Annotated in this window: 7 protein-coding genes and 1 pseudogene; 3 read left to right on the top strand and 5 right to left on the bottom strand. The window is 72.4% G+C overall.

Annotated elements, in window-relative coordinates:
- Both asnB and N790_RS02755 read right to left on the bottom strand, forming a co-directional pair.
- A partial coding sequence (gene asnB / locus N790_RS02760) for an asparagine synthase (glutamine-hydrolyzing) (protein WP_043800407.1) occupies positions 1-1,288 on the bottom strand: 1,288 nt, incomplete at its 3' end.
- 23 nt (positions 1,289-1,311) lie between these two features.
- The gene (locus tag N790_RS02755; protein WP_043800404.1) at positions 1,312-2,109 is read right to left on the bottom strand and encodes a glycosyltransferase family 2 protein; all 798 of its coding nucleotides are present in this window, start codon (positions 2,107-2,109) and stop codon (positions 1,312-1,314) included.
- Between N790_RS02755 and N790_RS02750 the strand changes: the two genes are divergently transcribed.
- Positions 2,105-3,157: a CDP-glycerol glycerophosphotransferase gene (locus N790_RS02750; RefSeq protein ID WP_211251937.1), complete on the top strand. Its 1,053-nt coding sequence runs from the start codon at positions 2,105-2,107 to the stop codon at positions 3,155-3,157. The two genes, N790_RS02755 and N790_RS02750, sit on opposite strands and share 5 nt — an antisense overlap.
- A gap of 7 nt (positions 3,158-3,164) precedes the next feature.
- Here the strand turns inward: N790_RS02750 and N790_RS02745 are convergent, their stop codons facing one another.
- Both N790_RS02745 and N790_RS02740 read right to left on the bottom strand, forming a co-directional pair.
- The gene (locus N790_RS02745) at positions 3,165-5,384 is read right to left on the bottom strand and encodes a patatin-like phospholipase family protein (RefSeq protein ID WP_052385635.1); all 2,220 of its coding nucleotides are present in this window, start codon (positions 5,382-5,384) and stop codon (positions 3,165-3,167) included.
- A 63-nt stretch (positions 5,385-5,447) separates the two neighbouring features.
- Positions 5,448-6,323, bottom strand: coding sequence for a hypothetical protein (locus N790_RS02740; protein WP_043800399.1), 876 nt, complete (start codon positions 6,321-6,323; stop codon positions 5,448-5,450).
- Between the two features lie 80 nt (positions 6,324-6,403).
- Between N790_RS02740 and N790_RS15090 the strand changes: the two genes are divergently transcribed.
- Both N790_RS15090 and N790_RS02730 read left to right on the top strand, forming a co-directional pair.
- Positions 6,404-7,348, top strand: coding sequence for a class I SAM-dependent methyltransferase (locus N790_RS15090; RefSeq protein WP_052385634.1), 945 nt, complete (start codon positions 6,404-6,406; stop codon positions 7,346-7,348).
- A gap of 34 nt (positions 7,349-7,382) precedes the next feature.
- Positions 7,383-8,660 carry an acetyl-CoA C-acetyltransferase gene (locus N790_RS02730; protein WP_043800397.1) on the top strand — a complete coding sequence of 426 codons (1,278 nt, stop codon included), beginning with the start codon at positions 7,383-7,385 and terminating at the stop codon, positions 8,658-8,660.
- Here N790_RS02730 and N790_RS16265 read toward each other — a convergent pair.
- Positions 8,657-9,321 (bottom strand): annotated as a pseudogene (locus N790_RS16265) (heme biosynthesis protein HemY); the annotation flags it as partial. The gene N790_RS02730 and the pseudogene N790_RS16265 sit on opposite strands and share 4 nt — an antisense overlap.

Below are 9,321 nucleotides of genomic sequence, written 5' to 3'. Positions count from 1 at the left end.
CCAGCCGCGCCGCTTCGCCCGGATCGGGCACGCGGCTGGCCAGCGCCGCGCGCGGCAGCCGGCGCAGCCAGGCCTCGTTGCGCAGCGTGCGGGCGAAGCGCGAATACCCGAAGAACAACTCGTCGCCGCCGTCGCCCGACAGCGCCACCGTCACGTGCCGGCGAGCCAGCGCGCACAGCAGCGCGGTGGGAACCTGCGAGGAATCGGCGAAAGGCTCGTCGTAGATGCGCGGCAGCTTCGGCACCAGGTCGAGCGCGGCCCGGCCGTCCACGCGCAGTTCGGTGTGCGCGGTGCCCAGGTGCCGGGCCACGGCGGCCGCGTGCGCGCTCTCGTCGTGCACCGCGTTGTCGAAACCGATCGAGAAGCTGCGCACCGGCCCGGGCGACTGCGCCTGCAGCAGCGCCGTCACCAGCGAGGAATCGATGCCGCCCGAGAGGAAGGTGCCCAGCGGCACGTCGGCCTCGCGGCGCAGCGCGGTGGCGTCGCGGAGCAGGACGTCGAGCGCGTCCATGGCTTCGGCGTCGCTGCCGTCGAAACCGCGCGCGATGGCGTCGCGCTGCGCTTCGAGCGCGCTCCACCAGCGCCGCGGCGCGGCGATCGGGTCGAATGCCGTGGCCCCCGCATGCCGCGCGGCCGTGTCCAGGCGCAGCAGGGAACCCGCCGGGAGCTTGTGCACGCCGCGCAGGATCGACCACGGCGCCGGGATGTAGTCGAAGCGCAGCAGGAGCGCCAGCGCATCCGGGTCCACCTTCGGGCGCAGGCCCGGGTGGGCGCGCAGCGCGGCCAGTTCGCTGCCGAACACCAGGCTGCCGTCGTCGGTCCAGCCGTAATACAGCGGCTTCTTACCCAGGCGGTCGCGCGCCAGCCACAGTTCGCGCTGCTTCCGGTCCCAGGCCGCCAGCGCCAGCATGCCGTTGCCGCGCGCCAGCGTGGCCTCGACGCCCCAGCGCGCGATCGCGGCCACGAGCACTTCGGTGTCGCTGCGGCTGTGGAAGCGTTCGCCGAGGGCCTCGAGTTCGGCGCGCAGCGCGTGGTGGTTGTAAAGCTCGCCGTTGAAGACGACTACCCAGCGGCCGTCGCGCGAGGGCATCGGCTGGTGGCCGTCCGGGCTGGGGTCGAGGATGGACAGGCGCCGGTGCGCCAGCACCAGGCCGGCGCCCGGGTCGGCCCAGGTGCCGGCGTCGTCGGGGCCGCGGTGCGCGATGGCTTCGGCCTGGCGTGCACCGAGCGCGTGCAGCGCGTCGTCGTCGCGGGCTTCGGGGAACCAGGTGCCGGCGATGCCGCACATGGCCTAGGGCGCGCCCGGGGTGGTCACGGGCGGTCCTGCGGCGGATCGGCCACCGGCTGGCCCTGCTGCAGCAACCACAGCATCACCGTCTTCTGGCGCACGTAGTTGGCGCGCACGTAGGCATAAACCAGCCCGTGCCAGCCGTCGAGGAAACCGCCGCGCAGCAGGTACCCGCGCCAGAAACGCCAGGCCGGTGCCAGCACCAGCTTGGCCAGGGTGGCGCGCTTGCCGCGGCGGAAATCGTGCTCGGCCATCATGCGGGCGTAGCGCTGGGTCTTGAGCAACTGCTGCTCGAGCGACCGGTAGGGGAAGTGCAACAGGTCGCCACGCAGCGTCTTCACCAGGCCGTCCACGCTGGCCGACTCGTGCACTTCGCGGTTGCCCCGCCAGCCGCCGCGGCGGCGGTCGAACAGGCGCAGCACGCGGTCGGGGTAGGCGTTGCCGTGGCGAAGGAACCGGCCGAAATAATTCGACAGCCGCGCGAAGCGGTAACCCGCGGCGTCAGCGAAGCCGGCGGCACGCTCGGCCTCGATGGCGGCGCGCAGGGTCGCGTCCACGCGTTCGTCGGCGTCCAGGCACAGCACCCAGTCGTGCGCCGCCTGCTCCACCGCGAACTGCTTCTGGCTGCGGTAGCCCTCGAAGGCGCGCTGCAGCACGCGCGCCCCGTGCGCCCGGGCGATGGCCACGGTGTCGTCGGTGGAAAAGGAATCCACCACCACCACTTCGTCGCAGAACGACAGCGAGGCCAGGCAGTCGCCTAGGCGGCCGGCCTCGTTCAACGTGATAATGCAAGCCGAGACGCGGGGCGGAGGAGTCTTGATGGCGGAGTACCTGTTGTTCGCGACGGAACGCTACGGGCTGCCCATTCTGGGTCCGCTCGCGGAGACGCTGCAAGCGGCGGGGCACGGCGTTCACGCCTTGCTAACGCGCGGCGCCGCGGGTTGCGCGCTGCCGGCGCCGGTGCGTTCGGTGGACGTGCGCCAGGCCGTGGCGCTGCGGCCGCGCGCGGTGTTCAGCGCCGCCAACGACGTGCCCACCTTTGTTTCCGGCGCCAAGGTGCAGCTCTTCCACGGCTTCAACGTCGAAAAACGCAGCGACGCACGCGGCCACTTCCGCGTGCGCGGCGTGTTCGACCTCTACTGCACGCAAGGCCCCGCCACCACCGCGCCGTTCCGTGCGCTCGCCGAGAAGCAGCGCCACTTCGCCGTGGTCGAAACCGGCTGGACCAAGCTCGACCCGCTGTTCCGCGGCCACGACGCCGAAGCCGCGGCGCTGCGCGCGCCGGCGGCGGGGCGGCCGGTGGTGCTGTTCGCTTCCACCTTCACCGAGCGCCTGAGCGCCGCACCCCACCTGCACGCGGCCATCGCCGCCGAGGTCGCGCGCGGCGACCGCTACTGGCTGCTCACGCTGCATCCGAAGTGCCCGCCCGCGCTGTTCGAACGCTACCGCGCGCTGGCCGGCCCGAACGCCGCCTTCGTCGAGACCGAACAGCTGGTCACCGCGCAGCGCGCCGCCGACGTGCTGCTGGCCGACACCACGTCGGTGGTCTCGGAGTTCGTGGTGCAGCGAAAGCCGGTCGTCACCTTCCGCAACCGCGCGCCGAAACCGCACATGATCGACTTCGACGACCCGGCGGACCTGCCGGACAGGCTGGCGCGGGCGTTCGCGCCCGGCGCGGAGCTGCGGCAGGCCATCGACGCCTACGCCGAATCGATCCACCCCTGTCGCGACGGCCGCGCCAGCGAACGCGTGCTCGCCGCCACCGAAGCGCTGCTGGCCGGCGAACTCGGCGTGCTGCGGCGCAAGCCACTGGCGGGCTGGTGGCGCGGCCTGCAGCTGCGCCGCGAATTGGGTTACTGGGGCCGCTGAGCGCGCCTCAGCGCGGGCGCCCCAGTTCCAGCAGCAGGATGCCCTCGCCGCCCTCGCGGATGCCGTAACCGAGCTGCAGCGGGCCCAGCCAGGAATCGAAGCCGAAATACACGCTGCCATGCAGCTCCGACGCGCCGTCGTCGAGGTCCTGGCCGCGGCCCCAGGTGCGGCCCAGTTCGATCGTGCCGCCCAGCACCGCCGAGCGGCTGAGCACGCGGCCCAGTTCGTAGGTGTAGCCGGCGTAGGCCAGCGCGTAGTTCTGCGCCAGGCGTTCGTTCGGCCGGTAGCCGGCGAAGCGTGTCAGGCCGCCGAGGCGGAACAGGCCGGGCACCGGGATGTCGTCGTCGCTGGTGACGTGGTAGCGGAAGCCGCCGAAACCCGAGTGCTTGCCGATGGCGCGCGCCGACACCAGGTCCAGGTTCGACTGCGTGTAATCGGTGTCGGCGCCCAGGCCGGTGCGCGACAGCACCGAGCTCAGCACCGCGTAGGTGCCCGCGCGCGGCAGGTAGGTGCTGTCGATGCGGTCGTAGGTGAGCGCCAGCTCGACTTCGCCCTGGTCGAAGTCCAGGCCGTTGAACTGCGGGTTGCCGATCTCCAGCTCCACCTCGCCGTAGCGCCGGCGCAGGCCCAGGGTGGCGGCGCCGTGGTTGCCGAACTCGCGGCCGACGGCCACGTCGATGCCGAAGTTGGGCACGCGGTAGTTCGCCAGGCGTTCGCCGTTGTCGTCGAACAGGCCGAACTTCGGGCTTTCGTAGCTGGCCTGGGAAATGAAGAAATAATCGCCCTCGACGCCCAGCGGCTGGTAGTAGTCCACCAGCAGGCCGGGTTCGTCGCCCAGCTGCAGCAGTCCGCGCAGTTCGCCGCCGAGGCGGTTCACCGGCGCACGCAGCACGCCGGCGCGCAGGTTCACGAAGAAGTCGCCGCTGAAGTCCGAGTACAGGCTCAGGCCGGTTTCGAGGTAGTTCGGCCCGTGCCGGTGCGGCACCACCGTGACCACCACGCCGGCCTGGCCGTTTTCCTCGACCAGGTCGTAGCTGACCTGGTCCATGGTTTCCAGGCCGTAGAGCTCGAGCAGGTTGCGCTGCAGGCGCCCGGTGTCCAGCGGCTGGCCCGGGGCGATGTCGATGCGCGAGAGCAGGAAGGTGTCGTCGTAGCGGCTGCGGTTGTCCAGGCGCACGAAGTGCACCACCGGCACGTCGGCGGCCGGCGCCGGGCGCGCCGCGGCCAGCGTGTCGTACCGGCCCGCCTCGACCCCGAGCGCCGCCAGCTGGGGCCGCACCGCCGCCAGGCTCTGCTCGCCGATCTGCAGCGCCAGGTCGAGCTTGCCGAAATCGGTCGTGGCCACCTGGTCGGCCAGCGGCGGCCGGATGGCGATGTCGCGCCCGCCCAGCGCGTCGAGCTGCGCACGCGCGCTGCCCACGGTCATGAAGCTGCTGATCTGGTCGATGATCTGGAACAGGTTGGCGCTTTCGTCCAGCTTTGCCAGCGGCGTGCCCACGTCCACCGCGATCACGATGTCGGCGCCCATGGCCCGCACCACGTCCACCGGCACCTGGTTCACCAGGCCGCCGTCGAGCAGCACGCGGCCGTCGATGACCACCGGCTTGAACGCGCCCGGGATGGACATGCTGGCGCGCATGGCCTGGGCCAGGTTGCCTTCGCCCAGCACCGCGGCCTGGCCGGAGTTGAGGTCGGTGGCCACGGCGCGGAACGGAATGGGCAGGTCGTCGAAATCGGCGCGGGTGGCCACCGGCTGGGTCAGCTGTTCGAGCAGCAGCAGCACGCGTTCGCCCGAAAGCACGCCGCCCGCCAGCTTCACGCCTTCGTTGCCGATGCCGGGTTTGCCGGGGATGAGCGCCAGGTCCTCGTCGCGCTTGCGCCGGAAGGTGCGCTGCGGGCGCTCGAGCCGGTCGTTGAACATGCGCGGCCAGTCGAGCTCGCGCATCTTGGTTTCGATTTCGTCGGCGCCGAGGCCCGAGGCATACAGGCCGCCGACCAGCGCGCCCATGCTGGTGCCGGCGATGCAGTCCACCGGGACGCGCAGGCGCTCGAGCTCCTTGAGCACGGCCACGTGGGCGAAACCGCGCGCGCCGCCGCCGCCCAGCGCCAGGCCGATGCGCGGGCGCCCGGGATCGTCGTCGCCGGCGCGGCAGGGCAATTCCGAGGCCGCGGCGGGCAGCGCGGCGGACAGGGCCAGGACGAATGGCAGGAGCAGGCGGGCAGACATGCAGGTGACCTCGGAGCCGGCTTGGTGCCGGCCTTGCCTGCACAGTCTATCGGCGGCCGCGGCCTACTCGGTGAGGATGGCGCGCGGGTCCTGCCCGGCGGGGCAGTGGTCGTAGGTAACCGGCACGCCGTGCGCCTCGAGCACCGCGGCGAGCTGGCGCTGGCGCATCTGGAAGCGTTCGAAGGCGCGGGCGAGCCGTTCGGCGTCGGCGCCTTCCGGCGCAAAGCCGCCCTCGGCCCAGGCATCGACGTCGAGCAGGGCCATGCGCACGCCGTGGTTGGCGTAGACGGCCAGCGGTTCGGGCGGTGCGTCCAGCCACTGCTCGCTGCCCGGCGCCAGCAGCGCGGCCTCGAGCAGCGGCCACAGCGGGGCCAGGCCCACGTGTTCGTACTGCAGGGCCATCATTGCGGCCAGGTCGTTGAGCGTGAGCAGGCGCGCATGCTCCACCGCCACCGCGAAGCCGTCCTGCGCGGCCAGCGCGGTGTCGGCCGCGGCCATGCCCGTGTCGAGCAGCACCTGCTCCAGGCGTTCGCCCACCGGCGCCACGTCGGCGGCGTCGCCGCGCAGCAGCAGCGGCAGCAGCTTGAGCGGGCCGCCGGCGAAATCGGCCGAGGGCCGCAGCGTTTCCGGCAGGCCGTCGGCGCCGGCGCCGAAGCCGATCACGCGGCCGCCCGGGACCCCGGGCGCGCGCGCCACCAGCCGCTCGAGCTCGGCGTGCAGCGGGTAACCCGGGCGCAGCAGTTCCACCGGGTCGAACGGCGCCGCCACCAGGGCAAGGTCGAGGCCGGCGGCTTCCGGCACCAGCTTGGCGAGGTCGCGTGCCACCAGGCCGGCCAGCGCGCCGGCTTCGGCCGCGTCCAGCGCCTGGCGGCCGGGCCCGGCGCCGGGCGACAGTTCCAGCGCGAGGGCGCCGAGGACACTCAGGACGGGCTTCGACATACGGGGGCGTGCGGTGACGGGTTATGATCCCCATCATACCTTCCACGACATGGACGGCCGGTGCAGAACCCGCCGCAGGCATGGATTTCCAAGACTACAAATCCTTCTGGAACGACAAGGCCAGCACGCCCACCGGCGCGATGGTGGCCGTGGACGGCAGCCACGACGAACGCACGCTGCGCCTGACCGGCGCCTTCTCGGCCGCGCAGGCCCGCGCCGCGCTCGATTTCGCGCCCGGCGACCGGGTGTTCGAGCTCGGCTGCGGCGTCGGCCGCATCGGCCGCGAACTGGCCGGCGAAGTGGCGCACTGGCACGGCCTGGACATCGCCGAGAACATGCTCGAGGTCGCGCGCGGCCGCCTGGCCGGCGTCGGCGGCTGCGCCTTCAGCCCGCTGCGCCGCAGCCGCCTGGACGCGCTGGGCGACGCCTCGATGGACAAGGGCTATTGCGTGGCCGTGTTCATCCACATGGACAAGGAAGACTTCGTGCTCTACCTGCGCGACGTCGCCCGCGTGCTCAGGCCCGGCGGCCTGTTCTACTTCGACCACTGGAACCTGGCCCACCCGGTGGGCTGGCGCCGCTTCTCGCTGGAAGTGGACCAGGCCGCGCGCCTGCCGCCCGGCCAGCGCAAGGACGTGGCGCGCAACCAGTTCTGCGTGCCGCAGGAAGTGGAAGCCTACGTGCGCGGCGCCGGGCTGGAGCTGCTGGCCGTGGTCACCGACACGCCCTGGGTGCAGGTGGTGGCGCGCAAGCCCGACGGCGACGCCGCGGCGTCGGCGCGCGAAGCCGAACGCCTGCGCGCCGCCGCGCCGCGCATCAGCTACGGCGCGCAGTGGACCGCCTATTTCGACGCCATCGTCGCCGACGAGGCCCGCGCCCAGCCGCCGCATTCGCTGCTGGCGCTGCTGGCGCGCGAGCCCGCCGACGACCCGGTGGCCCTGATGTTCCGCGCCTGGATCCACGGCGCCTGGCGTTCGCGGCCCGACTGGGGCCCGGTGCCGGCCGGCCTGGACGCCGGCGCCTGACCTTCCACGAATCCACGAGCAAGGAGTGAGCCCGATGTCGCTTCCCCGTCGTGTCGCCATCCTCGGCGGCGTCCGCATCCCCTTCTGCCGCAACAACACCGCCTACCACGACGTCGGCAACCTCGGCATGTCCATCAAGGCGCTGGGCGCGCTGGTGGAGAAGTTCAAGCTGCACGGCGAGGCGCTGGGCGAAGTGGCCATGGGCGCGGTGCTCAAGCACTCGAGCGACTTCAACCTGGCGCGCGAGGCGACGCTGAGCTCGGGCCTGTCGCCGTCCACGCCGGGCATCACCATCCAGCGCGCCTGCGGCACCTCGCTCGACACCGTCATCACCGTGGCGAACAAGATCGCGCTCGGCCAGATCGAGGCCGGCATCGGCGGCGGCAGCGACACCACGTCCGACGTGCCCATCGCGGTGAACAAGCGCCTGCGCCGTCGCCTGCTCGACCTGAACATGGCCCGCAGCTTCGGCGCGCGCCTGAAGGCCTTCAAGGGCTTCAAGTTCAGGGAGCTGACGCCGGAATTCCCGGGCGTGGGCGAGCCGCGCACCGGCAAGTCGATGGGCGAGCACTGCGAGATGATGGCCAAGGAGTGGAAGATCCCCCGCGAGGCCCAGGACCAGCTCGCGTTCGAGTCGCACACCAAGGCCGCCATGGCCTACGAGCGCGGCTTCTACAAGGACCTGGTGGCGCCGTTCCGCGGCGTCGAGCGCGACAACATCCTGCGCCCCGACACCACGGTGGAGAAACTCGCCACGCTAAAGCCGGCCTTCGACAAGACCTCGGGCCAGGGCACGCTGACCGCCGGCAATTCCACCCCGCTCACCGACGGCGCCTCGGCGGCGCTGCTGGCCAGCGAGGAATGGGCGGCGGCGCACGGCCTCGAGGTGCAGGCCTACCTGCGCGACGCGCAGGTGGCCGCGGTCGATTTCGTGCACGGCGAAGGCCTGCTGATGGCGCCGTGCTGGGCGGTGGCGCAGCTGCTCCAGCGCAACAAGCTCACGCTGCAGGACTTCGATTTCTACGAGATCCACGAGGCCTTCGCTGCCCAGGTGCTGTGCACGCTCAAGGCCTGGGAAGACCCGGTGTTCTGCAAGGAAAAGCTGGGCCTGGACGCGCCGCTGGGCAGCATCGACCGCAGCAAGCTCAACGTGGTCGGCAGCTCGCTGGCGCTGGGCCATCCCTTCGCCGCCACCGGCGCGCGCATCGTCGCCACGGCGGCCAAGCTGCTCAAGGAAAAGGGCCAGGGCCGCGTGCTGATCTCGGTCTGCACCGCCGGCGGCATGGGCGTCGCCGCCATCGTCGAGCGCTAAGGCGGCAGCAGCGGGATGCCGTGGGCGTTGCGGATTTCGGCGACCGCCTGGTCGGCGATCTGCTGGCGCAGGCTGCGGCCGTCGAGCGGCAGCGCCGGTTCGCCGCGGCCCAGGCGCAGCGCGTTGGCGTAGGCGATCTGGGCGCGGCCGGCGTCGTTCTGCGCCGTGAAAACGTGGCCCAGGCTTTCCCAGGCATCGGCGCCGGCGCCCTGCGCCAGCGCGCGGTGCAGGTAGTCCTCGGCCTTGCCCCACAGTTCCTGCGCACGGCACAGGCAGCCCAGCGTGGCCAGCAGGCCGGGGCTGCTGGGGTGCGCGGCCAGCCAGGCTTCGGCGCGCGCCAGCCGCTGGCTGTCGCGGCCCGCCGGCAGGCGGCCGTACAGCGCGGCCAGTGATTCGTCCCAGTTCGCTTCGAGCGCATCGGCCACGGCCAGCGCGCCGGCGTCTTCCAGGCCCAGCGGCGCCGCGCGCAGCGCGAACGCGGTGGCCACCGGCGCGGCGTGCTGCAGGCGCTGTGGCAGCGCGTGCCAGGCCTGCTGCAGCGTGTTCGCGTCCGGGGCCTGCGCCAGGCTGGCGGCGGTGATCTTCATTTCCAGCGCGGCCAGGCCGTCGGCGTCGAGCGCCTGGTCGCGGCGCAGGCCGTTGAGCAGGGCCTGCGCCTCGG

The organism is Arenimonas malthae CC-JY-1 (assembly GCF_000747075.1).
GTDB lineage: Bacteria > Pseudomonadota > Gammaproteobacteria > Xanthomonadales > Xanthomonadaceae > Arenimonas > Arenimonas malthae.
The sequence above is the reverse complement of the archived record's forward strand: the minus strand, read 5'-3'. Positions and strand labels throughout refer to the sequence as shown.

What these genes read in the sequence shown, in the direction of transcription:
- N790_RS02745 (WP_052385635.1), bottom strand. Translation starts at nt 5,384, where the DNA reads ATGTCTGCCCGCCTGCTCCTGCCATTCGTCCTGGCCCTGTCCGCCGCG.
- N790_RS02740 (WP_043800399.1), bottom strand. Translation starts at nt 6,323, where the DNA reads ATGTCGAAGCCCGTCCTGAGTGTCCTCGGCGCCCTCGCGCTGGAACTG.
- N790_RS15090 (WP_052385634.1), top strand. Translation starts at nt 6,404, where the DNA reads ATGGATTTCCAAGACTACAAATCCTTCTGGAACGACAAGGCCAGCACG.
- N790_RS02730 (WP_043800397.1), top strand. Translation starts at nt 7,383, where the DNA reads ATGTCGCTTCCCCGTCGTGTCGCCATCCTCGGCGGCGTCCGCATCCCC.